Genomic DNA, 26567 nt, shown 5'->3' with positions numbered 1-26567 from the left:
GGGTATGGCAAGGATGCCATACCCTCCTACAAAAAAGCTCCTACAGATGTTCTGCAGGAGCTTTTTATGTCTTTATTGACTTTCGGGAACGTCCTTTACAGTCTTTCGAGCACCTCCTTAATGAGGTCGTCGATGTGGCTCTTATAGCCAGTGTCGGCTTTCTTGATGCGACGGTTGGCGATGACCATGCAAACCGTTGTGGCTTTGTGACCCATGAGGCGAGCAAGTCCGGCGAGCGCTGAGCTCTCCATCTCGAAGTTGGTGATGTGCTTTCCGTTATATTCGAAGTTCTCGAGTTTCTCGTTCTGGTTAGGGTCGGTGAGCGGAATGCGCAGCTCGCGACCCTGCGGACCGAAGAAGCCACCGCAAGCTACCGTGATGCCACGCACCATGTCGTCGGCAGCTATGCGCTCCACAAGCTCCTTGTCGGCAGCTATGGCGTAGGGTGCAGGCTGACACATATTGCCCGACCAGCCGAGGTGGTTGAGCAATGCGCGCTCCATCTGCAAGTCGCAGACAGCGTTGCGGCCAGCGTAGAAGTTGAGCAGACCGTCGAAACCGATAGAGTACTCCGAGCAGACGAAGGTGCCGGCAGGCGTGTAGAGCTGCAGGCCGCCGCATGTGCCGATGCGCACAATCTCGAGCGAGCGCAGTGTCTCCTTCTCATGGCGTGTCTGGAAGTCGATGTTAGCCAGCGCGTCAACCTCGTTCATCACGATGTCGATGTTGTCGCAGCCGATGCCGGTAGAGATAACCGTGATGCGTTTGCCCTTATATGTACCCGTAACGGTGCGGAACTCGCGGCTCTCTACTGCACACTCCTTGGTGTCGAAGTGTGATGCCACGAGGTCGACACGTCCAGGGTCGCCCACGAGTATCACCTTGTCGGCGAGTTGTTCCGGTTTCACGTGTAAGTGGAAGATGCTACCATCTTCGTTGATGATAAGCTCTGATTCTGCGAAATATTTCTTTTCCATAATCTGATGTTCTGTTAGTAAATAGTTATTTTGATTGTTAGTATTAGTTATTTCTTGATGAGTTTGTTCTCAGCGGTGCGCAGTTGTGCCTCCAGTCTCTTCAACTGCTGACGTGCCTCGTCGAATTGCTGCTCAAGCTGCAGTATATCTCTTGTGAGTGCGGTGCGGTTGTTGTCAGCAGTGTTGTGATACTTCTCGCGCAAGGTGTTCAATGTTCTCTGCTTGTTCTTCGAGTCGTTTTGTAGACGCATCACCTCGTAGTACATCTGTCGTGTGGCATCGCTACGGAAGCTCTTTATGTCGGTGTACACCACGTCGTCGTTCACCACGAAGTTCACCTTGTCCGTTGCTGCTACTCGTGTGTTTGCTTCTTCCTTAATGGCGTTCAGTTCTTTCTGCGCACGTTCGCGTATCTCTGGTGTTGGCCATGTATCGCGTATGCGTATCAGCGATGCCAAACTCTTGAGTCTGCTCTCCGACATCTCGTCAGCATTGTAGTTGGTGCGCTGTTCGGGCATGGAGAATGCATATACGCACGCTTTGCCTTCGGGCTGTCGGCGTGTGGTGGCAAACCATGCGAAGCGTTCGGCATCCGATTCAACGTAGATGAAGTCGTCGTCGTGAGAGTTGAACGGCAGTCCGATGTTCTCCGGCTCGAAGTATGTTCCCTCGTCTGCGTTGTACTTCGCTACGTAGATGTCGCGCTTGCCGAGTCCGTCGTCGGCAATGCCCGACACGTAGAGTGTCTGACCGTCTGACGATAGGAACGGATAGCTAATGTGCTTCAGTTTCGAGTCTATTTCGCTGATGCGATGCGGTTCGCCCCATCCGTCGCCCAACTTGTTGCGTGTGTACAGATGTTGCACGCTGTCCTTGCCCAATTCGGTGTAGTAGCACTTGTTGGCAAAACCATTGATGAAGACGTATTGGTTGGGTTGTGTGTCGGTGTCGAAGAAGCTGTTGTAGCTCACGAACTTGCCGTATTTCGGCGAGAGCGGTATTGTTTCCACTACTCGGTTCTTGTCCACAATCGTGCTATCCACTACGAATATGCTCTGCGTGTTTGGCAGCATCGCATTGAAGTTCTCCTGCTGGCGAGCGTTCATCGGGTTGGCTGTAGCAGCGTTTCTCACATTCTTGCGTGCTATGGGCTTCGCTTTCCTCTGCTGTGCGCAAACCATTGTCGACGACAGCAAGAGCGCAAAAAGTATGTATTTTCTTGAATTCATAGTCGTATAGATTGTATTCATGTGATATTTATTATTGCAAAAGTAATAAAATAATTTATATTACGTTACAATATATGATGGAAAAACAAAATAGCTATTCACATATACTGAAGTACACCAGCTTGTTTGGTGGTGTTCAGGTGCTCAGTATCCTTGTCGGGCTGGTGCGCAACAAACTCGTTGCGCTCATTCTTGGCCCGATGGGTATGGGCTTGTTGGCTTTGTTCTCCTCTACCATAAAGCTTGTTGGCGACTCTACCAACCTCGGACTCTCCATCAGTGCGGTGCGCAATATGTCGGGAGCCTACGATTGTGGCAACCATGAGCATCTTCTGCGTAGCATCAGCGTGTTTCGTCATTGGTCTCTGCTCACCTCTCTTTTCGGCATGTTGGTGTGCATTGTGTTGTCGCCGTTGCTCAGTAGCTGGACCTTCTCTTTTGGCGACCACACGCTCCACTTCGTGCTGCTTGCTCCGGTGGTGGCTCTAACGACGTTCTCTACTGGCGAGCTTGCCATTCTGAAAGCCACACGGCGCTTGCGCGACATAGCCGAGAACTCCGTTTACGCCATGCTTGTGACACTCTTTGTGTCCGTTCCTATCTACTATTTCTTTGGTTATAAAGGTATTGTACCTTCGCTGCTGCTTGTCATACTGTTGCAGACCATAATAGTGATGCGCTATTCGCTGCGTGCCTATCCGTTCCGTCTTAACTTCAGTAGGGCGTTGTTGGGCGAAGGTTGTGGCTTCTTAAAGCTCGGTGTGGCGTTTGTTGTTGCAGGCATGGCAGGCAGTGGGGTGGAGATGGCTATCCGCGCCTATATCAGTAATGTTGACGGTGTAGATACGGTAGGTCTGTACAATGCCGCCTATGTTATGATATTCACCTACGTAGGTACTGTGTTCACGGCGATGGAGACCGACTACTATCCGCGTTTGTCCTCTATCAGCAAGTTGGGTCGCGAGTTCAATCTCACGGTGAACAAGCAGATAGAGGTGTCGCTGCATCTCGTCTCGCCGATGCTTGTCTTTTTCATTCTTGCCATGCCCGTTCTGCTGCCGCTGCTTTACAGCGGTAAGTTTCTGCCCGTACTGCCGATGATGCAGGTGGCTGCGTTGGCGATGTACGCTCGCGCCATTTTTCTGCCAATCGAGTACATAGCTCTGTCGCGCGGCGACTCGAAACGCTTCCTTTGCATAGAGTTGGTGAGCGATGTCCTGCTCCTCACAATGGCTATCCTCGGCTATAGTCGTTGCGGACTGTTGGGCATGGGTGTAGGCATGACCATAGCCTCGGTTCTTGAGGTGTTTGTGGCTGTCGGTTTCTGTCGTGTGGCTTATGGCTACAAGCTCTCGATGGCGCAGCTGAAGATAATCTTCGTACATGCAACAATCGGAGTGCTCACCAGTCTGCTCTCGTTCGTCGACAATGTGTGGATATACGTGTCGGTAGGTGCGCTGCTCTTTGCTCTCGACTTAGCTTACACGCTCTCCATTATGCGCCGGCACGTCGACATCGACATCGTAAACCGCATAAAGCGTAAGTTCGTGCGTCGGTCTTAGTCAGTGCTTTAGGTGTTTGTAGACGTTGTGCAGCATATGTAGGTGACGACATGTACCGCAAGCGAAGTAGATTATTGTCAATGCCTTCTCGTACACGTTCAAACCTTTCAGTATGCTACGTCTGTATCCGCTGAAGCGCACGCCGTGCTCGAATTGTCTGAAGCGTTTCACCGCCTCCTTGTATTCAGCTCGGCTCATGTTGCCAGCGTTGTTGAACAACAGTATGAGCACATTAAGATACACCTTCATCTGCCAGCGACGCACCCGCGTCATCACCTCTTTCGGCATATGCTCTTGCTCTGCCTTCTTGCCGAGCATCACTATTGTGTTCAGGCGTTGAAACTGCTTCGGCGCAAACTTCTTTGTCATAGCCTCCGCATTGCCTTGATAGTAGAAGAACGTGCCGTGGCAGAAAGCCGTCTTGTTGGCACGCAGATACTGCACCCGCGTGTTGTACTCGTCGCTGTCGAAGTAGCGTGTGTCGCAATCGTTGGCGAACATCAGTCGGCGGTGTATCAGGGCGAAGCCATGTATCGAGAAGTCGATGCACAATGCGAATGCCTCTATGCCCGTGAGTAGGATAGAGTAGTCACCATTGGGTGGAAACGAACCCTTCGCCTGCTCGGTTGAGCCGTCGGCATTGGCGAGCAGCATGTCCGGAACGACAATCTCCGCCCCCGTTTCCTCGATGCGAGTCACGGCATGTTGCAGCAAGTCGGCAGATATGTAGTCGTCCTGCGACATATAGAATATGTAGTCGCCCTCCGCCTCCGCGCTCATAATGTCTATGTTGCGAGCCGTGTTGCCCTTGCCGTCGTTCGTCTTCGTCATTATCTTTATGCGCTTGTCGGCAGCAGCCAGTTGTTTCAGCACGCTCAGACTGTCGTCGGTAGAGCCGTCGTCGAGCGCAACGAGCTGCCAGTCGGCATAGGTCTGCGCCATCACCGAGCCAATAGATCGCTGCAAGTACAGGCTGCCGTTGTAGACGGGCATTAGTATCGTGACTTTAATCATTCTGTGTTATTGTTATGTTCTCTGCAAAATTACAAATTTATTGTCTGCTCAGTGTGTTAATTTAAGGTTTTTCTTTGCTCTTTTTCCGCAAATTGTTTTACCTTTGCAGCGGTACATAATGATAAATAGTAACGTAATGTCACAGATTGATATATTTGAAGCGACGAGTTGCAAACCCGAATACGTTGCAGCAGTCAATCGGTTGCTGCTGCAGCTATGCTCTTCGCCCTGCGAGATGAGTGCCGAACTGTTGCAGAATCTGGTTAATGAGCCTAACAGTCGAAAAGAAAGAAAAACAACAATACTATGAAACTTGATAACAACACGGGATTGGTGCTCGAAGGCGGCGGAATGCGCGGCGTCTTCACGTGCGGTGTGCTTGATGCGTTTATGAAGCACAACATGTATTTCAACTATGTGGTGGCGGTGTCGGCAGGAGCGGGCAACGGCATGTCGTATATAAGTCGGCAGCCGGGGCGTGCACGCGTTACGAACATCGACTACATGGACAAGTTCCACTTCATCGGACTACGCTATCTGCTCACGCAGGGCTGCATCTTCGATGCCGAACTGCTCTACGACAAGGTGCCGAACGAGTATGTGCCGTTCGATTACGACGCTTATTTCAACAATCCGGCTACGTTCGAGATGGTCACAACCAACTGTCTCACGGGTCGTCCGATGTATCTCACCGAGCGTCACGACCGCCAACGCGCACTCGACGTTGTGCGTGCTTCGGCTTCGCTGCCTTACGTGTGCAAGATAACGAACGTGGACGGCATACCGATGCTCGACGGCGGCATCGTCGACTCGATACCCGTGGAGCGTGCAATGGCTACCGGTCATGCGCAGAACGTGCTCGTGCTGACGCGCAACCGTGGCTATCGCAAATCGGGGCACGACATAAAGATTCCGCATTTCATATACAAGAAGTATCCGCGCCTGCGCGTGGCGCTCAGCCATCGTATGCGCGTCTACAACGAGCAGCTCGCGCTGGTGGAGCGACTCGAGGACGATGGCAAGGTGGTGTGCATTCGCCCCGAACGCCCGATGGAGGTAGACCGCATGGAGAAGGATGTAGCCAAGTTGCAGCGGCTCTACGAGGAAGGCTTCGCCCTCGGTGAGCGCTTCTGCCTGCAGCACTCTGGAGAGAAATAAAGGGGGTGCAATTGTCTCAACTGCACCAACGTAGAAAATGATATAACATGCATGGTTGGTGCAGTTGAGACAACTGCACCCCCTATAATTGTTACTTGCTGAGTTCCTTCAGCACCTTTTCAAGTTCTGTCCAATGCTCCTCGGTCATATCGTTAGGTGTGAAGATGCTGATGCCGTCTGCACCCGCAGCCATCGACGACTGCACAGCCTCCGCAATCTCTGACGGCAGCAGTCCGGAGTTCTCCGGGTCTACCACCTTGTCCTTGTGGCGCCAGTCGTGGCAGATGAAGATACCACTATATAATAAGGTGTTCTTGCCCTTTATGGCTTCCACCTCTTCCTTCGTCACCTTGCCGACCCAAGCTGCCGGCTCCATGTAGAAGTCGTTGTAGTTCATAGGGAACACAGCATCGAGCTTCCAGTTGTTCCACTGTTGGCGCACCATCCACTCGGCATAGCTATTCGGACCGGGGAACACGTCTGCACTGAGCTTCTTCTGCTTGGCGTGTACGGCATCAGAGATGGCATTCACGAGGTCGGTGACAGCATCACAGCGAAACTGTGCCCACTCCTTAATCTTCGACGGGTCGGTCACTTTTGTGATGTCGATGCCGCTCTGCTGCTTGAACGCAGCCACGCAGTCGTCGCAGTAGCAGTAGTCAGCCTTGGCGTACTCGCCGTTCATTGTGAGTCCGTACTTGTCCCACAAACCACGCGCCAGAATAACGTCGGCGTAGCGTATATAGTCGAGCTGCACGTAGTCGACCTCAGGTATGGAAGCAATCTCCTCGAACTTCTCAACGAGGAACTTGCGCACCTCTTTGTTGCGTGGGTCGAGCGTGGTATAGTAGGGCACGTATGCCGGTTTGTCAGATGCCGACTCGCCGAGACGGTTCACTGTGTACCAGCTCTTGGGCTTTCCGCCCTGCACCATTGTGGGCACCCAGGCATGATACTCCAAGCCCACCTTCTTTGCCACCTTTGCAGCCACGGCAATCTTCTCCACGTCCATGCCGGCATTGATGCACACACCAGTTACGCCGTGCTTCTTCCAAGCCTTGAAATCGGCAGTGAGCGACTTTTCTGTAGTGTTCTCGCCCCATCCCGACCATGCGAAGACTGGGGTTTTTGCACCTTTTGCGTTTGCGCACATCGTAGTGAGCGCAAGCGCAAGAGTCATTAAGATTTTCTTCATGTGTTTTTGTTTTATATTATTAGTTTAAAAAGTACTATTATGTAGCTTAATTTGTATAATAAGCACAAAGTTAGTGCTTTTTAGTATATTATTCGTATTTTATTTAAAGAAAACATTAGTTAGTTTAAAAAGTTTTATTTTCTTTATAAAAAAAGTTTCATTCTCAAGAAAAAAGTTTAAATTTGTATCAAGAATGTAATTTAAAGTTGATATATTGGGATAATATGAAAAACAAATAGAGAGGATTTCTTTATAATAATCTATATAAATGTCAATGAATTTGCGGTATATATAGACTTCCTCTTGAAAAAATAAATAAACATATCATTTAGTACTAATTAAAAATTAACATCTATGTCAAAACAAGTAAAGACAGTAGGTATGCTGCTCGCGCTTTCGGCTTTGCCAATGGGAGCAGCTTATGCTGGAAACGTTACTTCGCAGGCTGTTGTGCAGAACGCACAGGCTGATGCAGAATGTAAAGGTGTTGTTTTTGACGCAACTGGCGAACCAATGATTGGTGCATCGGTTGTTGTTAAAGGCAAGAGTGGCTTGGGTACAGTTACTGATATTGATGGTAACTTTACTCTTCGCAACGTAAAGAAGGGTGACGTGATTCGTATCACTTCGCTTGGTATGACTCCAGTGGAAATGGAGTGGAGCGGCAAGCCGTTGAAGGTGACACTCAACGACGATTCAAAGCAGATTAACGAAGTTGTGGTTACTGCTCTTGGTATCAAGCGCGAGCGCAAGTCGCTTGGTTATGCTATCCAGGACGTAAAGGGCGACGCTCTTGTAAACGCACATGAGAACAACGTGGCTAACGCCTTGACAGGTAAGATTGCAGGTGTGCAGATTACACGTTCGAGCAACGGTCCTGGTGGTTCGTCAAAGATCCAGCTCCGTGGTAACAACTCTATCACTGGTCTGAACCAGCCGCTTATCGTAGTGGACGGTGTGCCTATGGATAACTTCACCGGTGCGGAGAACAACGACTACTGGAACCCGTCTGCCGATATGGGTAACGGTCTTTCGGATATCAACCCCGAGGACATCGAGTCAATGTCAGTGCTTAAGGGTGCTTCTGCAGCTGCCCTCTACGGCTCGCGTGCTGGTAATGGTGTTATCCTTATCACCACAAAGCAGGGTCGTGAGACAAAGGGTCTTGGTATTACTATCACCGGTACTGTAAGTGCCGAGACACTCTTCACGTCGCCTAAGATGCAGACTACATACGGTCAGGGTACAAAGGGACAGTACGACGAGACAAGCGGCTTAAGCTGGGGTCCGCGTATCGAGGGTCAGACCTACACACGCTGGGATGGCAAGGAAGTAGCAATGCAGCGTTATGACAACCTCAACAACTACTTCGGTACAGGTACAGAAATCCAGGAGAACGTGACACTCTCGCAGCAGTACGGCAAGACATCTATCTATGCTTCTGTTACGAACATGAACAACAAGTCGATGACTCCGGGTGCTAAGCTCAATCGTACCAACATGATGCTTCGTGGCGTTACCAACTTCGGCAAGAACAACGCATGGACATTCGACGCTAAGGTGCAGTACATCCGCAACAAGGCTAATAACCGTCCTGTTTCGGGTAACAACAGCAATAACTCGGCTCTCGGTATGTACACCTTCCCGACCACTCTCGATATACGCGACTTCGAGAACTGTGTTGACGAGAACAACCAGATGACATGGTGGAACAAGGATGGCAACAACCCATACTGGATGAGCAAGTACAACCTCTCTGACGATAACCGCGACCGCTTCTTGATGAACGCATCATTGAAGTATAAGGTGCTCTCTTGGTTGACAGCAGAGGTGAAGGCAGGTACCGATATGTACACACTTGAGGCTACAAACCGCACTTACTCTGGTAACTCTCACATTACTACAAAGTATGGTCAGAACATCAACCACTTCTATGAGAACAACTTCAGTTTCCTTCTCACAGCTACAAAGGACAACCTTATAGACAAGATCGGTGCTACAGCTACATTCGGTGGCAACCTCATGGCTACAAAGAAGACAGGCTTGAACAGCAGTGTTACCGACCTCGTTATCGAGAACCTCTTCTCGCTGAACAATGGTAAGGAAAAGCCTTCTGTTTCTCAGATATACACAGAGAAGAAAATCAACTCACTCTACGGTACTGTAGGTTTGAACTACGACGGTTGGGCATTCCTCGACGCAACATTCCGCAACGACTGGTCGTCGGCTCTTGCCAAGGAGCACCGCTCGTTCTTCTATCCGTCTGTTTCGGCATCTGTGCTCTTCGTGGACATGCTCAACAAGTACAAGGTAGCAATGCCGAAGTGGTTCACATTCGGTAAGCTCCGCGCTTCTTATGCAGAGGTAGGTAACGATATGGATCCGTACCAGCTTTACAACCTCTACTCAACAAGCAAGGACGATCATTCAGGCATCACCGCTTCAAGCAACAGCACTCTCTTCGACAAGAACGTGAAGAATGAGCTTATCAAGTCGTGGGAGGTTGGTCTTGAACTCAAGTTCCTCAACAACCGCTTGGGCTTCGACTTCGCTTGGTATAAGTCGAACGCTACAAACCAGTTGCTCAACCTGCCGATGAACTCACTCTCGGGCTACAGCAGCAAGAAGATCAATGCAGGTGATATCGAGAACCAAGGTGTCGAGTTGATGGCTTACGCTACTCCTATCCGCACAAAGGACTTCGAGTGGACAATCAACTACAACGTATCGCACAACAGCAACAAGATCAAGGACCTCTATGATGGTGTTGACCGCTACGAACTCGGTGGCTACGACAACATCAAGGTTTACGCCATGAAGGGCGGCAACTATGGTGAGATTTGGGGTACTAAGTTCCTCCGCGTTACTGATAAGACCAGCCCGTATTACGGACAACTTCTCCTCACATCCGATGGTCTGCCTCAGGTTACAGGCGAGCTTGAGAAGATTGGTGACCAGCAGGCTACATGCAACATGGGTCTTACCAACAGCTTCCGCTTCAAGGACTGGAACCTCAGCTTCCAGATTGATGCACGCATCGGTGGCGAAATCTTCTCAGGTACAAACGCAATGATGCAGCGTTCAGGTACAGCAGAGGCTACTGCTCCTGGTGGCAAACGTGTAGACGACATGGTAGTTAAGGGCGTTTATCGTGACGCAGCTACTGGCGAGTACGTACAGAACGCTAACAAGATCACAACACAGCAGTATTGGAGCGCAGTGGCTGGTACTGGTAACATGGGTATCGGTGAGGCTAATACCTATAGCGCAACAAACGTACGTCTGCGTAACATCTCGCTTGGCTACACTGTTCCGGCTAAGGTGCTTGCAGGCACTATCCTGCAGTCGCTCAAGGCAGGCTTCACTGTTACCAACGTTTGGATGATCCACAGCAACATGAACGGTGTTGACCCAGAGTCAGTATTTGCTACAAGTACCAATGCTACTGGTTTCGAGTATGCAGGTCTGCCTACAACACGCAGTTACGTGTTTAATGTTTCAATCGGTTTCTAATTCATTAAATTGACAAATATTTATGAAAACGAATAAATTAATAATGTCAGCCATGATGGCGCTTACTCTTGGTGGAGTGATGACTTCATGTAACGACTTTGACGACATAAACAACAATCCGTTTACGACTGGTGGTGACAAGATAAAACCATACTACTCGCTTCTCAGCTCAATAAAGGGTGCGCAGATGGACCCGTATATTGGCGAGCGTCTCTTCGTTATTGAGTGGGCATCAGCAGCACGTCAGGATGGCGAGGATGGATACAACACATCTATCGGTAAAACAAACGATGGTTGGTATGGTGATGCCTTTAGATATATTTCAAACTGGATGCGCGATGCTAACACATGTATCCGCCTTATCGAGGAACCACAGGGCACGTGGACTGCTCACGAGAAGGACTTCTATCCTAACTTGAAGCAGATGGCACGTATCTGGCGCGTTCAGATGATGGCACAGTTCGTGGACAACTTCGGTCCGGCTCCTCTTAACGGCTTCCAGGGCGTAAACCCGGAGTTCAGCTCAGAGAAGGATGTTTACTACTGGATGCTTGCAGAGCTTGCTGACGCTGTAAGTAAAATCAACACAGAAGTGGCTCCTAACGATACAGAGAAGAATAACGACCCTGTATTTGCGTTTGATGCAGCTAAGTGGAAGAACTATGGTATCTCTCTGCGTATGCGTCTTGCTATGCGTTTGTCTGAGGCAGACCCTGCAAAGGCACAGAGCGAGTTTGAGGCAGCTGTGGCTCAGGGTAGTGGTATAAAGACCGTTGACGGCACTGCTGCTGTTCAGGAGTACGATGGCGGGAGCGATTGGTCGGGTCCGATGAGCCGCTCTTGGGATATCCAGAGTATGTCTGCTACAATGGCTAACCTCACTACCAACTTCGGTGGTACTGCTTCTGTAGATGCTCTCGCTAAGTATGTGAAGAACACCAATAAGGAAGAAGAGGGTAAAGAGAACGAGAACCGTTACGCTGAGCATGTAAAGGACGCTTCAACTTATCTTGGTTTGAAGTTCGACCAGCACTGGGAGCCTAACACTGACAACCCGACGAAGCAGCTCTTCTTCGATGGTCTGCCTTCAAAGGTTGACCCACGTGCGTTGCTCTATTACTTCCTGCCGGGCGACTACAAGAACCGTACACAGACTGGTTATGTTGCTTACTTTACAAACGCTAAGGCTCCTCAGGTGGAGAAGTTGTGGGCAAAGGACGACCAGAATAAGACAGCTTTGGCTACTGTTGATGCTACATATTGCTGGAATGGTCTGACCGCAGGCTACTCAGGCGATGAGAAAGCCACTACCAACGGTCTTGTAAGCGGCTCTGATCTCGGTGGTTATGGTTACATCGGTACTTATCCAGCTCTTGCTGACGAATATCGTAACAGCAAGAACAAGCGCTTCTTCTTCGGTCCGTGGGAGACTTACTTCCTCTTAGCTGAGGCTGCTGAGCGCGGTTGGAACGTAGGTACAACTGCTGAGGCTGCTTACTATGCTGGCATCAAGGCAAGCTTCGAGTATAACGGCATCGAGGATCTGTATGACGCTTACATCGCTTCTGAGGACTACAACCGTGTAGGTACTTCTGTTAAGTGGAGCCACACCACAGAGCCTACTGCTACATCCATGACCGTCAAGAACGGTTATACTGGTGCAGAGGAGACTGTTACATACGAGTATCCGAAGGCTGCGAACACTCTCTATGCAAAGGTAGCCCAGACTCCGGCTCTCAACGACCACTTGACAAAGATTATCACACAGCTCTACATAGCAAATACTCCGTACTTGCCGCAGGAGAACTGGTCTAATCACCGTCGTCTCGGTCTGCCGTTCTGGGAGATTCCTACATCTACAATGTCTATCACAGACATGAAGGACTGGACAAAGGATTCTTACAAGAGTGCACAGAGCATCAGCCTTTTCGTACAGCGCTTCAAGTATCCTTCAAGCCTCTCATCTTCTGACGCAGCTGGCTATGAGAAGGCTGTTAGCTTCCTCAAGGGTGGTGTTGACAGCAACCTCACTCCGCTGTGGTGGGCTATCGGTGGTCATTAATAAAGACCTGATACGAACTTATTTCCGTTAAACTTGCTGATAGCTTGACGGATATATGATAAAAAGGATGCACTGCTCTTTTGGGCAGTGCATTTTTTTTTGTAACTTTGTAAAAACAACTTAAGAACTTTGTAAAAGCAACGTATGAACTTTATAAAAGCTTTTTCAACAACTGATATTATAAACAAAACTTTCTAATATGAAGATGAAACGCATATTGTGCTCATTGCTCTGTGCGGCTGCCGTGTCGGGCGCTGTAGCCCAGAACACCGCCGTGCAGGAGACAGAGGAGCAGAAGGACAAGCGAATGGAGTGGTTCGACCACGCCAAGTTGGGTATTTTCATCCATTACGGCATCTATGCTGTGAATGGTGTGTCGGAGAGCTGGTCGTTCCACAACAAGTACCTGCCCTACGAGCAGTACATGGCTCAGTGTGACGGCTTCACAGCCAAGAACTACGACCCGAAGGCATGGCTTGACCTCATCAAGGAGAGTGGTGCACGCTACACCGTGCTCACCACCAAGCACCACGACGGTGTAGCTCTGTGGGACACCAAGTACAGCGACCTGAACACCGTGAAGGCTACGGCTGCCAAGCGCGACCTCGTTACGCCGTTCGTTAAGGAGGTGCGCAAGCACGGACTGAAGCTCGGACTCTACTACTCGCTCATCGACTGGTCGCACCCCGACTATCCTAACTTCACGCGCACCGAGAGCCGCTACAACGTGACCGAGGACCCGGAGCGCTGGCAGAAGTTCCTGAAGTTCGACTTCGACCAGCTCGACGAACTCAACAAGTACAAGCCCGACCTCTACTGGTTCGACGGCGACTGGGAGCAGAGCGCCGAGACATGGAACGCAAAGGGAATGTCAGAGTTCCTGCGCAAGGCTAACAAGAATGTCATCATCAACTCGCGCATCCAGGGCTATGGCGACTACGCCACACCGGAGCAGGGCGTACCCATTGTGCGTCCGGAGGAGAAGCACTGGGAGCTGTGCATGACGATGAACGACTCGTGGGGCTATCAGCACGCCGACACCAACTACAAGTCGCCGTACATTCTGCTGCGCACCTTCGTCGACTGTCTTTCTATGGGCGGCAACATGCTGCTCGACATCGGTCCGAAGGAGGACGGCACAATTCCTGAGGAGCAGGTGGCTGTGCTGAAGGAGTTCGGTCGCTGGACAAAGAAACACAAGGAGGCTATATACGACACACGTGCCGGTATCCCGTGCGAGCACTTCCAGGGCTACACCACGCTCAACGAGGCTGGCGACGTGCTCTATCTATACCTGCCGTACAAGCCGAACGGACCTATCGAGGTGAAGGGCCTTATGAACAAGGTGAACCGCGTATGGGTTGTAGGCGACGGCGAGATAATACAGTCGAAGGTGTACAACAAGAACTACTGGAGCGAGGTGCCGGGCAACCTCTACATCGACGTGCCGGAACATGCGCTCGACCCTATGATTACGGTCGTTGCAGTGCTTCTCGACGGACCAATCAAGCTCTACCGCGGAGCAGGCAAGGTGATTGAAAGTAACTAATAAACAGATTAAACATAAGAGATGAAGATACTGACATTAATCCTATCGCTCTTCATTGCTACGGCTTCTACGGCGGCTACTAAGACAAGCCACAAGGAGTATGCAGCGAAGGGGAGCACCACAATAAAGGTGTTCGACAAAGTGAACGTGCACTACGCTCCGACGCTCTCGGCGGTTTCAACGAAGCGGATGCCGACGGCATCATCCGTCTTGTGAACGGACGCATCATATTGAAGAAGATAAAGGTGCCTCACTACGAGCGCAACGTGAAGGTAGACATCAAGACCACCATCGCTTCAAACGGCGACCGCTGGGATAAGTCGGGCTCTGTATTCGTACTGCCGCGCCACTCTGCCGTCAACCTGCTGAGCATCGCGCAGGGCAAGGCGAAATTCCCAGAGATTGACACGCTGAAGCTGGAGCACATGCGCGGCATTATCGCTGGCAAGAACTATCTGCCTACAATCGAGCTGATGCGCTTCATGACTCCGTTCGGCGTGGGCTTCTACAGCAACAACAACGACACGCTCACATCGAAGCGCCGCCCGGTGTACATACCGAAGTGGGAGGACTGCGTGCAGTGGCAGCAGGACATCACCGACCGCTACTCGCTGCTTGAGGACGAGGCTTACGTCGGCGTGTTCATCGACACATGGACAGAGCAGGGCTACTTGGCAAGTGTCGAACTGAAGTTCACCGAGAGCACAATCAGCTGCGACCGTATGCAGCGCACGCAGGTGCTACCGCTTATCAACACGGTCTACTACATCGGTCAGGAGTATCCCGACATCTTCGCTCGCAAGCCCGTCACCACCGACTTCACTCTGCCAAAGAACGCAAAGAATGTGCGCGTGAAGTACATAGTGACTGGTCACGGCGGACACGACGGCGGCGACGAGTTCGTGCAGAAGGAGAACGTCCTCTCGGTAGATGGCAAGGAGGTTTACCGCTTCACTCCGTGGCGCGACGACTGCGCATCGTTCCGCCGCTTCAACCCGGCTACGGGTGTATGGCTCGAGAAGCGTGTGGCTTCCTACATCGGCGAGAAGGGCTACACAGAGAAGGAAGTGGAGGAGCCGGTTGCTTCTTCCGACTTCTCTCGCTCCAACTGGTGCCCGGGTACCGATGTCGTTCCTGAGGAGGTGGCGCTCGAAGGCATCACGGCAGGCAAGCACACCTTCACTGTAGACATTCCGAAGGCACAGCCTATCAATGGCGACGAAATGAACCACTGGCTCGTTTCTGCGTACTTGGTTTGGGATGAATAGAATTGAATAAAATAAAAAATGAGAGCATGGCATCCTTGCCGTGCTCTCATTTTTTTGTGGGTGGGTGTGTCAAAACTATAATATTTGGCAAACTGAATAGTAAACGATTCAAATCGTAGGAGGCTACGGCATTCTTGCCGTAGCCATTAGCAACTGAAATACAACTATTCGCAATGGCTACGGCAAGAATGCCGTAGCCTCCTACAGTTTGCCTCCACCTCTGCTTTGTTGGTGCAGCTGAGACCGCTCGGCTTTGCCGCTTGCCAGAGCAAGAGCTGCACCCCCTGGTGCTTATAGTACTTCAAACTTGCCGTTGTGGTCGACAACATATCTCTTGCCCGTTCCGCCGACGAGGATGCTTGCTCTGAACTGGTGCGTTGTAGCCTCCATCTCGATGTTGCTGCCCTTGGGCAGAGTAGCGAGGTCGGAGTCGGTCAAGCCGAGTACGGCGAGCGAGCTGGTGTATCTGCCGTCCTTGCCGTGCTGGTCGAGCTGCGCATAGAATAGTGCCCACAGCACTTTGTAAGCCTCCATGTTGTACGGACACTGGAACTCGTCGGTGCCGTTGCCAGCCACCTTGTCCGAGAACAGCAGGAAACCCCACTGGTTAGGCGCGTGCATGTTTATCTCGCCCGTCGGAGTCCACACCCAGTTCTCCTCCGGTCCGCCCTTCTTCAGCCACTGTACGCGCGAGAAGTTCAGACGCCAGATGTTGCCAGCCTTCAGCGGATTGGCAAAGTTGCGTGTCACGGCTTTGTGCGGTATTGCCATCTCCACGGTCCACGAGCGGTCGGTGTCCTTCTGCTTGTTCAGCGTGCCGTCGTGCTGCACGGCGAGCTTCAAGCCAGGGCAGTCCCACTGTATGTGGAAGTTGCCGCCCGAACGATATGCGCGGTCGAGCATGAGGTCGAATATCACGCCGCGAGCGTTGTTCTCAATCTCGAAGTAGTTCTGTCCGTCGCCAGTAGGGTCGAGGAACACCTCGAAGTCGTTGTCGTGATATATGATAGTGTCGCGCTGCGTGAGATTAGCCACGATGTTCGGCTCCTCGAGTACGGCAGAGATATACAGATACTCGTCGTCCCAAAGCAGACGCGCCTTGGTGTCGTAGACAGGCTTCGGGAAGTCGAAGCCGCTGATATCCACGAACGACTCTGTCTGTGCAGCCTGCTGCCACACCTTCTCGTTGAGCTTGCCGTCGATCTTCATCTTCTCCGTAGTGCGGTAACACACGTAGTTGCGCGGTGTAGTGAGGCGTCGGTCGTACTTCTTCAGCAGTCCGTCCTGCGCAGCTGAGGGCATAGCGAATGCGAAAGCCAGCGCCATAGCCGATAATATCGATTTCTTCATATTCCGATTAGTTCTTTCGTTTCGTTCTTATTTTTCCAAGAGGTCGGGGCGCAGACGCTGTGTGCGCTCCATCGCCTGTTCCATCTCCCAATTCTTTATCTTCGCCTCGTTGCCGCTGAGCAATATCTCCGGCACCTTCCATCCCTTGTATTCGGCTGGGCGTGTGTAGATAGGTGCCGAGAGCATATCGTCCTGGAAGCAGTCGGAGAGCGCGCTCTGCTCGTCGCCGATTACGCCTGGCACCACGCGCACCACGGCGTCGGCGATGATAGCCGCAGCCAGCTCGCCACCCGTCAGCACATAGTCGCCGATGGATATCTCGCGAGTGATGAGATGGTCGCGCACGCGCTGGTCGATGCCCTTGTAGTGGCCGCAGAGGATTATGATGTTGCCCTTCATCGAGAGGTCGTTAGCCACGTGCTGGTCGAACTGCTCGCCGTCGGGCGACGTGAATATCACCTCGTCGTAGTCGCGCTCTGCCTTCAGCTGCGATATGCAGCGGTCGATAGGCTCGCACTGCATCACCATGCCGGCAAAACCACCGTAAGGATAGTCGTCCACGCGGCGCCATTTGTTAGTGGAGTAGTCGCGCAGGTTGTGCAGATGAATCTCAGCGAGACCCTTCTTCTGTGCGCGAGCAAGTATTGATTCGTTGATAAAGCCCTCAAGCATTTCGGGCAGTACGGTTATAATGTCTATTCTCATAAATGCAAAATTACACAATTTTGTTTACACGGCAAAACTAAACGTGCCATTTGTGCGATATAAAACCTATGATAATGTTATGCGGAAGTAGGGCTAAAGTCATCGTTCTGCGTACGGAATCCGATTGGGTGGCGTACGGAATCTGATCGGGCGGCGTACGGAATCCGATCGGGCGGCGTACGGAGAACGGTGACAAAACGCGAATAAGTACTACTTCGTTTCTTCGTCTACGCCTAATCCGAACAGTGCGAAATCGCCACGCAAGGGGTCGTCGGGGAACACTTCGAGCATAGCGTCGGTGAGTCGGCGTGCGGTAGACATCGACGCCGTGCGGCTCTTTAGCAATCCGAGTCGCAGTGCTTCCTGCACCACATGTGTGTCGAGCGGCATGATTAGTGTGCGTCGGTCGATGATGTCAGCCCACAAACCGAGGTCGACGGGTGAGTCGGTGCGCACCATCCAGCGCAGAAACATGCACACACGCTTACATGCCGACTGCGTGTTGCGTGGCACAACGGTGCTTGCGTTGTGCTCGGCGAAGTAGCGACAGATGGCTGCTACAGCCTCAATGCCCGTAGCGGCATGGCGACGCACGTACTCTTTCATGCTGCCGTGCTCGCAGAGCATACTCTCGTAGGCTGATATCAGGCGGTGCATATCGCCGAACTTATAGAGGCGATAGTAGCACTCTGCGGTGTCGGGTATGTCATTGCGCCATGCGCCGGAGCGCACCCAGCGGTCTACATCGCCATGCGCCGAGTCGATAATGAATTGTATCTTGGGGAAGAACTGCTTGCGCGAACCGTAGCTAAGGCACGATGCGAGGAAAGCTGTCGCCTCTCGATTGGCATCGCCCTGAACGCTGTGCATGAACGAGCTGGGGTCGGCGGGCAGAAAAGCTGCCGTCTCGTACTTCGCAGCGAGTTCTGCGATGAGTTGTCTGGTGTTTTGTTCCATATATATTGTTGTTAATACGATTTCTGTTTTGGCGTTATTGTGTGAGTATAATAAATAAAAAAAGCGACAGCCTTCACAGGCGACCGCTTCAAATCTTCAATAGGTATTAGTCTTTTTTTAAGGTAAAAAGATTGTTTTCAGGATAACTTCTGCAAAGATATTATATTTTTCACGTTTAGCAAACTTTTTGGACATTTATTTTTCGGAAATTTTATTTAAATCTTCACTTATCGTGCTGCGCAACAAGTTATGATTAAACGATGTGAAGTGTTAATGTTTTGTCAAAAGGTTGAGATAAATCAACTTTTTAAAGCGTTTTGTATAGAAATGCTTGCTTTTGCTTTAAAAATGCTAACTTTGCAGCCGAAAGTAGATAAAACGACAGATACTATGAACGCATTAGAAACAGTAGAGCGTCTGAAACAACGCTTCCCCAACGAGCCTGAATACATCCAGGCAGTGAGCCAGGTACTCGGTACAATTGAAGAAGAGTACAACCGTCACCCCGAGTTCGACCGTGCAAACCTGATAGAGCGTCTTTGCATACCCGATCGTATCATTTCGTTCCGTGTGACGTGGGTTGACGACAAGGGCAATGTGCAGACCAATATGGGCTATCGTGTGCAGCACAACAACGCCATCGGTCCGTATAAGGGTGGCATTCGTTTCCACGCTTCGGTCAATCCGTCTATCTTGAAGTTTCTTGCTTTCGAGCAGACATTCAAGAACTCGCTCACCACGCTGCCAATGGGTGGCGCAAAGGGCGGTTCCGACTTCTCACCGCGAGGCAAGAGCAATGCAGAGGTAATGCGTTTTTGCCAGGCGTTTATGAACGAACTGTTCCGCCATATTGGTCCTGACGAGGACGTTCCGGCAGGCGACATAGGCGTAGGAGGTCGTGAGGTGGGCTATATGTTCGGACAGTACAAGAAGCTCACGCACACATTCGTAGGCGTGCTTACTGGCAAGGGTCAGGAGTTCGGCGGTTCGCTCATCCGTCCAGAGGCTACTGGCTATGGCAATGTCTACTTCCTTGAGAATATGCTGAAGACACGCAGCATCGACTTGAAGGGCAAGCGTGTGCTTGTCAGCGGTTCGGGCAATGTGGCTCAGTACACCGTTGAGAAGCTCATTCAGCTCGGAGCGGTGCCCGTGACACTTTCCGACTCGGATGGTTATATCTACGACCCGGATGGCATCGACGCAGAGAAGCTCGCCTACGTGAAGGAGTTGAAGAACGTGGAGCGTGGCCGTATCAGAGAGTATGCCGAGGAATACGGCGTGAAGTATGTAGCCGGTGCGCGTCCGTGGGGCGAGAAAGCCGACATTGCTATGCCTTCAGCCACACAGAATGAGATTGACGGCGACGATGCCCGCACACTGGTTGCTAACGGTGTGTTCGCAGTGAGCGAAGGTGCCAACATGCCTTCTACGCCAGAGGCTATCAAAGTGTTCCAAGAGGCAGGTATGCTCTATGCTCCGGGCAAGGCGGCAAACGCAGGTGGCGTAGCTGTGTCGGGTCTTGAGATGAGTCAGAACTCGGAGCGTCTGCGCTGGTCGAGCGAGGAAGTGGATGCAAAGCTGCATAGCATAATGAACGAAATTCACGCCGACTGCGTGAAGTACGGCACACAGGCTGACGGCTACGTCAACTATGTGCGTGGCGCAAACGTTGCGGGCTTCCTCAAGGTGGCTAAGGCAATGATGGCGCAGGGCATAGTATAATTACAAATTGTGCGTTCTGCCTACGGTCATCACGCTAATCTTCACATCCTCAGCCTCTGCAAGAACGTTCGCACAGGCTGCGATAGTGGCACCGGTGGTGATGATGTCGTCGACAAGCAGAACGTGCTTACCCTCGATTGCATCAGGGCGGAGCAGGGTGAAAGCGTTTTCCACGTTCTTAGTGCGGTCGGCATGAGTCAGTTTGGTCTGACTCATGGTGTATCGCGACCTCTCTACAATATTGTTGCAAACCTTAATATTTGATATATCACCAATGCCGCGTGCGATTTCATGGCTCTGATTGTAGCCACGTTCTCGCTCGCGGCGTTTGTGTATAGGTAGCGGAACGATTATGTCAATGTCGTCGAACAGTGCGTATGGCATAAACGAGTTCGCCATGTACGCTCCCAGCCATTCGCCTATGTCGGGCTGACTGCCGTACTTAAGTTTGTACATAAGCAGTGCGCAGAACGATTCTGGATAGTAGTATGTCAGCGCAGTGGCGCGTTCGACGGGCATACGCCCCCATAGCAGACGTGCCGTGTTGTTGTCGTAAGGCGACAGATAGTCGTCGGTGAGGGGCAGTTTGCGCGAGCAACTGAGGCATAGCGTCTGTTCGTCCTCCGCAAGACGGCAACCGCACAGCTTGCATTGGCGTGGCATAAACGTGTCTAACCACATTATCGTGTCTTTTTGACGAATGTTCCGAGGCGGTGGCTCACCCCCTTCCTGTTGAGCGAACGCAGGGTGTAAATGCCGTCGGGCAGGGTCTTGATGCTTATGGTGCTTGCGCCGCGTTGGTAAGGGCGCACGGCTATGGCGCAACCTTGCAGCGATTCGATGAGCAGATACTCGGTGTCGGACAACTGTGCAGCCGCTGCAACCTCCGTCGTCATCTCCACCATAGAACCGTCGCAGGCAAGCAGAGTCTTGCCAAACGCAACACTCATGTTGTCATTCTGCGTGTCGGCGGTAGTTTCTTGCAGTGCTTCGCTCTCGTTGCCATAGCGGTCGACCGCACAGACGGCATAGTGAAGTTGCGGATTGCGCGGTACAAGCAGCTGGCGACTCTGTCTGCGCATCGCTATCAAGTTGCGTGCGTCGGCGGTGTTTACCGGGCACTCGTGCGAGGCATACACGTTGAAAAGCATCATCGTGGTGTCTGCAGTGGTATGTTGCCATGAGAGTAGGGTAGTGTTGTCGGTGCGGTCGGCGCGACGAAGAGCGAAAGCACTCTGCGGGCGCTCTGTCGACTGCCATGTCATTGGCGGAACAAGCGACGGATACGGGCAAAGCTCGTTCTTCGCAAAGCGGTAGATACCCTTAGTATCGTCGGTGAAGAACTTTGAACGGAAGTAGGCGTGCCCCATATTGTTGTTGCGCAGGAAGCCCAACTCGCGCGTGATGTCGCTCAAAGGCCAGTTCTTTTCGCGTGGCGACATGAAGTAGATGCCCAGTCCGGGCACCACAATGCGTCCGTGGCTCCGCTCCTTCCAGTCGAGTGCGAAAGGGAAGAAGTTGGAGTCGCGGAAATACATCATAGGGAACAGTTCGTCCATAAGTCCGTCGCGCAGCCATGCCACTGCGTCCTGGCACACCGTCTCGTAGGCGTTCCAGCCGTGGCTCCAATAGCGTTTCGTGTTGTTGTACTTACCTATTGGCGAGCAGCTCATCTTCACCCACGGCTTCTGGCTCTTCACTTGTTTTGAGATAGTGCGCACGATGCGTGTTATGTTCCTGCGTCCTTCGTCGTGCGACATCGTCTTCAGCTTCGGCAGTTCCTCCGGATAGCGTATGTAGTCGAGATGTATGCCGTCGATATCGTAACGTCGTGTCACCTCGGCGCAGATGTTGGCGAGATAGTCAGCAGTCTGTTGTGTCTCCGGATTCATGTATCCGTAGCCCTTAATCTTTATTATGTTGCGCGCCATTTTATTGCGCAGCTGCTTGCAGCCTAAACCATTCCACTTGCCTACGGGCATTGTAACAATCCAGGCGTGCAACTCCATGCCACGACTGTGGCACTCGTCGATGGCAAACTGCAAGGCATCGTAGCCTGGCGATACGCCTGGCTTGCCCGAGAGACAGCCGTCCCACGGTTCGATGGTAGACGGATAGATCACCGTTCCGCGTACACGGGTCTGTAGCAGCACGGTGTTTATGCCGGCTGCTTGCAGCTGGTTGAGTATGCGGCGCAATTCGTTCTTCTGCTTCTCTATTGATGTGGCAGTCTGAGCGTAGGAGTGAGGCCAGTCGATACCGCCGATAGTGGTAAGCCATACCGCGCGTACCTCATGCTTAGGAGCAATACGGTCGTGGTTGAACGAATTGGAAGTGCGGGCAGAGGTAGCCAACGAGCAAATGAAAAGCAATAAAAGTATATAAAAATGTCGCATTATTTGTTTCTAATTTCGTATTAATACGCCACAAAGGTAATTATATTTTTCTGTTTGTCAAATATATTATGTACTTTTGCATTATAAATACTCTACTTATGAAAAAGAAATTATTTACAATAGCCTTGGCGCTCTTCACAACATTGGGAGCCCATGCACAGTTTGAAAAGGATAAGGCTTATGTTGGCGCATCACTCTCGGGTATCGACCTCAGTTACAATGGAGCAAAGAAGCTGAACCTTGGTGTGCAAGCCAACGCAGGATACTTCCTCGTTGACAATTGGATGCTTATGGGCGAACTCGGCTGCGACATCTCTTCGAGCGACGACGTAGACAGCAAGTTTAAACTTGGCGTTGGCGGTCGATACTACATGGAGCAGAACGGCCTGTTCGTAGGCGTTAATGCAAAGTACGTGCATGGAGGCAAGAACTATAACGACTTTGTGCCTGGCGTAGAGCTCGGTTGGGCTTACTTCCTCAACGGCAATGTTACCATCGAGCCTTCTGTCTACTACGACCAGTCGTTCAAGAGCCATAAAGACTTCTCTACTATAGGTCTGCGTCTTGGCATCGGCATTTATCTCTTTAAGAAGTAATGGAGAACACTTATCCGTCACAACTGCTCGAAAAGGCAGTGTGCGAGTTCTCTAAGTTGCCTGGCATAGGTCGCAAGACAGCCCTGCGGCTTGTGCTCGATTTGCTGCGTCGCACAGAAGATGAAGTTGACGGTTTCGCCTCCGCAGTCACACGGCTGCGCAAGGAGGTGAAGCATTGCCGCGTATGTCATAACATAAGCGATACAGACGTATGTCCGATATGCTCCGATCGTCGTCGCGACACCACGTCGATTTGCGTCGTGGAGAACATTCGCGACGTTATGGCGGTGGAGAACACGCAGCAGTACAACGGACTCTATCATGTGCTCGGTGGTATAATATCGCCGATGGACGGGGTAGGACCGAGCGACATAGAGATTGATTCGCTTGTAGAGCGTGTCGCGGCAGGCGGAGTGAAAGAGGTGATATTGGCACTCAGTTCCACCATGGAGGGCGATACAACCAACTTCTATATATCGCGTAAACTCGCAGCCTACGATGTTGTGATAAGCGTCATCGCCCGCGGCATCTCCGTTGGTGACGAACTGGAATACACCGATGAGGTGACGCTCGGCAGAGCAATATTGAATCGTACAACAATGACTAACAAACAATGAGACGAACATATAAAGTGCTGAACACAATATTCATAGCTTCGTTGTGCATATCAGCGACTATGGTATTGCTTTTTGAGACCGACATACTGCCCGACGGCATCTATCACACCGCAACCGGTGCGTCGGAGTTCGTGTGGGCTACCGTCATGGAGTTGCTCACCATCTGCATCATCCCCGTAGCATTGCGTCTTTTCCGCTTTCGCCACATTGCCGAGCGTCTCGTCTCAGCTGAGGCTCTGCTCAACTGGGGGGCACTTCGCTTGCTGATGCTCTGCGTGCCGATGGTGCTCAACACCTTATTGTATTATATGTATATGAACGTTGCGTTTGGCTACATGGGCATAATTCTGTTCCTATGCCTCTTCTTTATCATGCCGACACGAGCAAGATGCGAGTCGGAAGTGGTGAAGCGCGATGTTGAACACAAAAAATAAGAACTGTATTGAAACTATCAGTCATTATAGTCAGCTATAAAGTACGTTTCTATATCGAACAGTGCCTGCACTCGTTGTTTAGGGCTATTGACGGTATAGAGACCGAAGTGTATATAGTCGACAATCATTCCGATGATGGGAGCGTGGAGTATCTGACGCAGAAGTTCCCAAATGTGAACATCATTAGTAGCAATCGTAATCTCGGTTTCTCACGTGCCAATAACGTTGCCATAAAGCAATGCACAGGTGAATACGTGCTCTTGCTTAACCCAGACACCATTGTTGGCGAGCATACGATACACGATGTGCTCGCCTTTATGGACGAACATGAGCGTGCCAGTGGTGCCGGCGTGATGATGCTCAAGGACAATGGCGAGAAGGCGATGGAGTCGCGACGCGGTGTGCCTACACCTATGACTGCATTCTACCGGATGAGCGGACTATGCACACGCTATCCCAATAGTCGTCGCTTCGCACGTTATTACATGAGCTATCTCTCTTGGGACGAGCCTGCACAAATCGAAATCATTAGTGGAGCGTTCTGCATGTTGCGTCGTGAGGTATTGGATAAGGTAGGATTGCTCGACGAGGACTACTTTATGTATGGCGAGGATATCGATCTCTCTTTCCGTTTGCTCAAAGCAGGTTACGAGAACTGGTATATACCGACAAAGATATTACATTATAAAGGTGAGAGCACGCACCGCTCATCGTTCCGCTACGTGCACGTGTTCTATGATGCTATGCTCATCTTTATGCGCAAGCACTATGGTCATTTCAGCATCTTTGTCAGTCTGCCTCTGAAGATTGCCATTTGTTTTAAGGCGTTGTGTACGCTTATCGGTATGCAGATGCATAGCGCACGCAAGCTTCTTGGCTTGGTGCGACCACGTAAACGCCTTACCACCCTTTATGTCTTCATTGGTAAGAAAGAACATCTCGAAGACTTCAATCGGTTGGCAAAACGACATGGTATTGATGCTGCGTTTGTTGAGGGTACAGTTTCTACACTGCCGAAGGGGCACATAGGGCAGGAGTTTACGTCTTATCAGCGTGTCTATGCAACATACGACACCGAGGCATACAGCTACGAGGATATCTTCAACATCTTCTCTGAATCACCACAACAAAACATACTGATGGGTACGTACAACCCAGCGACGCAGACAATCGTAACAGGTGAGGAGGTGCTGCGATGAATACACCGCCGGATACAGTTACCACGAACACACCGCGAGTAGCGTTGCGTGCGATGGAACCCGAAGATCTCGACTGGCTCTACGCTGTAGAGAACAATCGTGAGGTGTGGAACGTGGGCAACACCAACGTGCCATACTCGCGCTATGTGCTGCACGACTACATAGCAAACGCCACCAATGACATCTATAACGATGGACAGGTACGTTTGATAGTGGAGAATGAGGAGCACGAACTGATAGGAATGGTAGACGTGTTCGACTTCAACGCGCAACATAGGCGTGCCGAAGTGAGCATCGTTGTGCGGAAGGAGTATCGTCGTAAGGGATATGCAGCCGCTGCAATCGACCAAATACTCGACTATTCATTGCACATTCTGCATCTGCATCAGCTCTATGCAGTGGTGGCGGAGGACAATGAGGCATCTTTGGCATTGTTCTTGAAAAAAAACTTTCAGACGCATAATAGGCTGAAAGAGTGGTTATTTGATGGTGTCAAATACACGGATGCGATAGTTCTGCAGAAAATATTATGAAAAAAAAGAGCTTAAAAATTTGGGCGTTTCAAATAATATTTATACCTTTGCACTCGCTTAAAAAACGAAACACTGACAGCTTTTAAAAGCAAGCTTGTCGTATTGGTGCGTTAGTTCAGTTGGTTAGAATACATGCCTGTCACGCATGGGGTCACGAGTTCGAGTCTCGTACGCACCGCCTACGTTCCTTTAAAACAAACACCATTGGTGCGTTAGTTCAGTTGGTTAGAATACATGCCTGTCACGCATGGGGTCACGAGTTCGAGTCTCGTACGCACCGCATATTCGCTTTTTAAGACAACAGAAAAGGAACAAAAACACGTTGGTGCGTTAGTTCAGTTGGTTAGAATACATGCCTGTCACGCATGGGGTCACGAGTTCGAGTCTCGTACGCACCGCCTACTAAAAGGAGTTTCATTCAGAAACTCCTTTTTTTATTTTCCTAATTCTTCTTGAACACGCATCGGCAGTTTGCCGAACGTCTTATTGTAGATTGATTGGCTCATATAATATTGTTGTGTTTTTAAC

General features: G+C 51.0%; 19 protein-coding genes, 3 tRNA genes and 2 pseudogenes. 15 read left to right on the top strand and 9 right to left on the bottom strand.

What is annotated here, in order from left to right; genetic code table 11:
• Positions 1–95: 95 nt before the first annotated feature.
• Together HMPREF0673_RS05565 and HMPREF0673_RS05560 are read right to left on the bottom strand one after the other, a co-directional pair.
• On the bottom strand, positions 96–977 hold the full coding sequence (locus HMPREF0673_RS05565; RefSeq protein WP_007899209.1) for a nucleoside phosphorylase: 882 nt from the start codon (positions 975–977) through the stop codon (positions 96–98).
• Between the two features lie 47 nt (positions 978–1024).
• Positions 1025–2206 carry a hypothetical protein gene (locus tag HMPREF0673_RS05560; protein ID WP_157591641.1) on the bottom strand — a complete coding sequence of 394 codons (1182 nt, stop codon included), beginning with the start codon at positions 2204–2206 and terminating at the stop codon, positions 1025–1027.
• Between the two features lie 74 nt (positions 2207–2280).
• Here HMPREF0673_RS05560 and HMPREF0673_RS05555 point away from each other — a divergent pair, with 74 nt between their 5' ends.
• Positions 2281–3768 (top strand): oligosaccharide flippase family protein, encoded by a 1488-nt coding sequence (locus HMPREF0673_RS05555; protein ID WP_245544232.1) that lies wholly within the window; start codon positions 2281–2283, stop codon positions 3766–3768.
• Here the strand turns inward: HMPREF0673_RS05555 and HMPREF0673_RS05550 are convergent, their stop codons facing one another.
• Entirely contained in the window at positions 3769–4782 is a 1014-nt protein-coding gene (locus HMPREF0673_RS05550) for a glycosyltransferase family 2 protein (RefSeq protein WP_007899195.1), read from the bottom strand.
• A 306-nt stretch (positions 4783–5088) separates the two neighbouring features.
• Here HMPREF0673_RS05550 and HMPREF0673_RS05540 point away from each other — a divergent pair, with 306 nt between their 5' ends.
• The gene (locus tag HMPREF0673_RS05540; RefSeq protein ID WP_007899194.1) at positions 5089–5940 is read left to right on the top strand and encodes a patatin-like phospholipase family protein; all 852 of its coding nucleotides are present in this window, start codon (positions 5089–5091) and stop codon (positions 5938–5940) included.
• Positions 5941–6031: 91 nt separating this feature from the next.
• Here HMPREF0673_RS05540 and HMPREF0673_RS05535 read toward each other — a convergent pair whose 3' ends face one another.
• Entirely contained in the window at positions 6032–7135 is a 1104-nt protein-coding gene (locus tag HMPREF0673_RS05535; protein ID WP_007899191.1) for a glycoside hydrolase family 10 protein, read from the bottom strand.
• 354 nt (positions 7136–7489) lie between these two features.
• On the opposite strand from HMPREF0673_RS05535, the gene HMPREF0673_RS05530 reads away from it, so the two are divergent.
• From HMPREF0673_RS05530 to HMPREF0673_RS05515, 4 genes and pseudogenes are all read left to right on the top strand, one after another.
• Entirely contained in the window at positions 7490–10648 is a 3159-nt protein-coding gene (locus HMPREF0673_RS05530; RefSeq protein ID WP_007899187.1) for a SusC/RagA family TonB-linked outer membrane protein, read from the top strand.
• Between the two features lie 22 nt (positions 10649–10670).
• Positions 10671–12710, top strand: coding sequence for a SusD/RagB family nutrient-binding outer membrane lipoprotein (locus HMPREF0673_RS05525; RefSeq protein ID WP_007899186.1), 2040 nt, complete (start codon positions 10671–10673; stop codon positions 12708–12710).
• A 199-nt stretch (positions 12711–12909) separates the two neighbouring features.
• Positions 12910–14259, top strand: a complete 1350-nt coding sequence (locus HMPREF0673_RS05520; protein WP_007899177.1) for an alpha-L-fucosidase — start codon at positions 12910–12912, stop codon at positions 14257–14259.
• A 21-nt stretch (positions 14260–14280) separates the two neighbouring features.
• Positions 14281–15527: pseudogene (locus tag HMPREF0673_RS05515) on the top strand (PNGase F N-terminal domain-containing protein).
• A 303-nt stretch (positions 15528–15830) separates the two neighbouring features.
• Here HMPREF0673_RS05515 and HMPREF0673_RS05510 read toward each other — a convergent pair.
• The 3 genes and pseudogenes from HMPREF0673_RS05510 to HMPREF0673_RS05500 form a co-directional block, all read right to left on the bottom strand.
• Positions 15831–16877, bottom strand: a pseudogene (locus HMPREF0673_RS05510) (carbohydrate-binding family 9-like protein); the annotation flags it as partial.
• A gap of 27 nt (positions 16878–16904) precedes the next feature.
• Positions 16905–17582 carry a tRNA (guanosine(37)-N1)-methyltransferase TrmD gene (gene trmD, locus HMPREF0673_RS05505; RefSeq protein ID WP_007899161.1) on the bottom strand — a complete coding sequence of 226 codons (678 nt, stop codon included), beginning with the start codon at positions 17580–17582 and terminating at the stop codon, positions 16905–16907.
• Between the two features lie 210 nt (positions 17583–17792).
• Positions 17793–18539, bottom strand: a complete 747-nt coding sequence (locus tag HMPREF0673_RS05500) for a TIGR02757 family protein (protein WP_007899159.1) — start codon at positions 18537–18539, stop codon at positions 17793–17795.
• A 390-nt stretch (positions 18540–18929) separates the two neighbouring features.
• Here HMPREF0673_RS05500 and HMPREF0673_RS05495 point away from each other — a divergent pair, with 390 nt between their 5' ends.
• On the top strand, positions 18930–20264 hold the full coding sequence (locus HMPREF0673_RS05495) for an NADP-specific glutamate dehydrogenase (RefSeq protein WP_040596492.1): 1335 nt from the start codon (positions 18930–18932) through the stop codon (positions 20262–20264).
• On the opposite strand, the gene HMPREF0673_RS05490 is transcribed toward HMPREF0673_RS05495, so the two are convergent.
• Both HMPREF0673_RS05490 and HMPREF0673_RS05485 read right to left on the bottom strand, forming a co-directional pair.
• A complete protein-coding gene (locus tag HMPREF0673_RS05490; RefSeq protein ID WP_007899155.1) occupies positions 20265–20945 on the bottom strand; it encodes a ComF family protein in 681 nt (226 codons plus the stop codon). It lies immediately after the preceding gene.
• Positions 20945–22660 carry a glycoside hydrolase family 10 protein gene (locus HMPREF0673_RS05485; RefSeq protein ID WP_007899153.1) on the bottom strand — a complete coding sequence of 572 codons (1716 nt, stop codon included), beginning with the start codon at positions 22658–22660 and terminating at the stop codon, positions 20945–20947. Before HMPREF0673_RS05485 ends, HMPREF0673_RS05490 begins: the two co-directional genes overlap by 1 nt.
• Positions 22661–22758: 98 nt before the next feature.
• On the opposite strand from HMPREF0673_RS05485, the gene HMPREF0673_RS05480 reads away from it, so the two are divergent.
• The 8 genes from HMPREF0673_RS05480 to HMPREF0673_RS05445 all read left to right on the top strand — a co-directional run bounded on the left by HMPREF0673_RS05480 (position 22759) and on the right by HMPREF0673_RS05445 (position 26437).
• Complete coding sequence (locus HMPREF0673_RS05480) at positions 22759–23256, top strand: outer membrane beta-barrel protein (RefSeq protein WP_040596490.1); 498 nt, start codon at positions 22759–22761, stop codon at positions 23254–23256.
• Positions 23256–23873, top strand: coding sequence for a recombination mediator RecR (gene recR / locus HMPREF0673_RS05475; RefSeq protein WP_007899151.1), 618 nt, complete (start codon positions 23256–23258; stop codon positions 23871–23873). The genes HMPREF0673_RS05480 and recR overlap by 1 nt, the downstream gene beginning before the upstream one ends.
• Positions 23870–24307: a hypothetical protein gene (locus HMPREF0673_RS05470; RefSeq protein ID WP_007899150.1), complete on the top strand. Its 438-nt coding sequence runs from the start codon at positions 23870–23872 to the stop codon at positions 24305–24307. The genes recR and HMPREF0673_RS05470 overlap by 4 nt, the downstream gene beginning before the upstream one ends.
• A gap of 8 nt (positions 24308–24315) precedes the next feature.
• Positions 24316–25506: a glycosyltransferase family 2 protein gene (locus HMPREF0673_RS05465; RefSeq protein ID WP_007899149.1), complete on the top strand. Its 1191-nt coding sequence runs from the start codon at positions 24316–24318 to the stop codon at positions 25504–25506.
• Positions 25503–26039 (top strand): GNAT family N-acetyltransferase, encoded by a 537-nt coding sequence (locus tag HMPREF0673_RS05460; RefSeq protein ID WP_007899148.1) that lies wholly within the window; start codon positions 25503–25505, stop codon positions 26037–26039. The genes HMPREF0673_RS05465 and HMPREF0673_RS05460 overlap by 4 nt, the downstream gene beginning before the upstream one ends.
• A gap of 104 nt (positions 26040–26143) precedes the next feature.
• Positions 26144–26217, top strand: a tRNA-Asp gene (locus HMPREF0673_RS05455).
• A gap of 28 nt (positions 26218–26245) precedes the next feature.
• Positions 26246–26319: transfer RNA gene (locus HMPREF0673_RS05450), tRNA-Asp, on the top strand.
• A gap of 44 nt (positions 26320–26363) precedes the next feature.
• Positions 26364–26437, top strand: a tRNA-Asp gene (locus tag HMPREF0673_RS05445).
• The last annotated feature ends 130 nt before the right edge of the window (positions 26438–26567 follow it).

Origin of the sequence: Leyella stercorea DSM 18206, assembly GCF_000235885.1 — a bacterium.
GTDB classification, from domain to species: domain Bacteria; phylum Bacteroidota; class Bacteroidia; order Bacteroidales; family Bacteroidaceae; genus Prevotella; species Prevotella stercorea.
Note: the sequence above shows the minus strand (reverse complement) of the source record. Positions and strands in the feature narration are given on the sequence as shown.